2 protein-coding genes are annotated in these 2,090 nt (G+C 62.9%); both read right to left on the bottom strand.

Annotated features, from left to right (window positions below):
• Positions 1-477, bottom strand: a 477-nt coding sequence (locus EOD07_RS32135) for an FAD-dependent oxidoreductase (protein ID WP_127238122.1), incomplete at its 3' end; no start/stop codon positions are given.
• Positions 478-638: 161 nt separating this feature from the next.
• Positions 639-1,634, bottom strand: a complete 996-nt coding sequence (galE, locus tag EOD07_RS32130) for a UDP-glucose 4-epimerase GalE (protein WP_127238121.1) — start codon at positions 1,632-1,634, stop codon at positions 639-641.
• Positions 1,635-2,090 lie beyond the last annotated feature (456 nt).

Below are 2,090 nucleotides of genomic sequence, written 5' to 3'. Positions count from 1 at the left end.
CTCGCTGAGATAGCGGTAATTGTCGGTGCCGGTGTCGAGGCTCTTTTGCGACCGGAAGAAGTAGAGAATGCCCTTCTTGCGCTCGTCGTAATGGATGCCGGTCTCCTCCGACAGTTGATTGATGCACGCGCGTGAATGCAGCGCCAACCTCAGCTTGATGTCGGTGTTGGCGCGCAGCCGCGTCACCGTGCATTCGCGCAGGAAGCGCAGGCTCCAGGCATAGAAATAGGGATCGAGGCGGAGCCTCACCTTGATGCCGAGATCATGGTTCCAGAGCGCGCGCAGGAAGGTCTTCAGGGCGGCGGGCGAAGCCCAGGCTGTGGCGTCGCCCGGCGACACCAGGCCGGCATTCGACTGGCTGGTGCCGCACGCCGCCGCCTCATGGCGCTCGATCACCGTCACCTCGTGACCGTCCCTTGCCAGATAATAGGCGGCCGCCGTACCAACCACGCCAGCCCCGAGAACCAGGATTTTCATGCCGTCCCTCAAGCGTCGTCACGGCGCGCCTTGGCGCGCCGCTGCATGAGGCCTCAATACCGCGTCTAGACGCGCCGCACGAGCCCTTGGTCCAACAGCTGGACTTTTTGTCTTGACGCAATTCCGGACGGAAAACCGCTGCGCACTTTTCCTGGAATTGCTCAGTTTCGAACAGAATTCTTGGTTGTCAGAATGCGTTCCCAGGCCAGCGCATCGTTGACGATCAGGTCGAGATCGTCGCGTTGCGGCGTCCAGCCTAACTCCTTGCGGGCAAGCTCGGAATTGGCGACCACGGCGGCGGCGTCGCCCGGGCGGCGGTCGCCCATGCGCACGTCGAAGTCATGGCCGAAGGCGCGGCGCACGCTGTCGATCACTTCCAGCACGGAATAGCCGTGGCTGTAGCCGCAATTGGCGACGAGGCTCGCGCCGCCGGCGCGGAGCCGTTGAAGCGCCAGCCGGTGCGCGGCGGCGAGATCGCTGACATGAATGTAGTCGCGCATGCAGGTGCCGTCCGGCGTCGGATAGTCGGTGCCGAATACCTGCATGAAGGGGCGCTTGCCGAGCGCGGTCTCGCAGGCGACCTTGATCAGATGCGTGGCGCCGGGCGTCGACTGTCCGGTGCGGCCCTTCGGATCGGCGCCGGCGACATTGAAATAGCGCAGCGCCGTGTAGCGGATGTCGTGCGCCAGGGCCGCGTCGCGCAGCATCCATTCGCTCATCAGCTTGGAGAGGCCGTAAGGCGATTCCGGCGCAAGGCGGGCATCCTCGCGCACCGGCTCCAGCCCGGCGCCGCCATAGACGGCGGCGGTGGAGGAGAAGATGAAATGCGGCACGCCTTCGCGCATGGCGGTTTCGATCAGCGTGCGCGTCTTGCAAGTGTTGTTCTCGTAATAGCCAAGCGGATCGGCGACCGATTCCGGCACCACGATCGAGCCGGCGAAGTGGATGATGGCGTCGACCTTGTTCTCGCGGATGATCCGGCCGACCAGGTCGCGGTCGGCGACGTCGCCGACGACGAGCTTTGCTTCCGGGGCCACCGCCCATTCGAAGCCGGTGGAGAGCCGGTCGAGCACCACGACGCTCTCGCCGGCGTCCAGCAGTTCCCAGACCATGTGGCTGCCGATATAACCGGCACCGCCTGTCACCAAAACCGTCATCATCTACCTCGCTGATCAAGATTTATCGGAAACTGTCTCAACAGCCACCGCACTGGAAACCCCGCCGCAAGCCCGCTAAACCTCATGTCGTTCGCCCAAAGTCGCGGTGCACTTTTGGGCGATATGCATAGGCCTCCCTATAATGTTAAGTCCGTAACAGTTCCTCCCGTCCGAGGCATCGTACTGAAACAAAACTGCTTCAAACAGCAGGGAATAGGCCACGATCCGGCGTCGTTAGGAACAGGGCAAGGGCGTGGCATTTTGACCGGTTGGGCGCGGTGGACGCAACATAGGTCAATGACTATGATCCGTCGCAAAATTGGGAAGTCGACATGAATTACCAGCGGTTCTTCGAGGATGCGATCGACCAGCTCCACGCCGAGCGTCGCTACCGCGTCTTCGCCGATCTCGAGCGCATGGTGGGCAAGTTCCCGCGCGCCATCTGGCGTTCCAACG

Source organism: Mesorhizobium sp. M2C.T.Ca.TU.002.02.1.1 (genome assembly GCF_003997225.1).
Note: the sequence above shows the minus strand (reverse complement) of the source record. Positions and strands in the feature narration are given on the sequence as shown.

What these genes read in the sequence shown, in the direction of transcription:
- galE (WP_127238121.1), bottom strand. Translation starts at nt 1,634, where the DNA reads ATGACGGTTTTGGTGACAGGCGGTGCCGGTTATATCGGCAGCCACATG.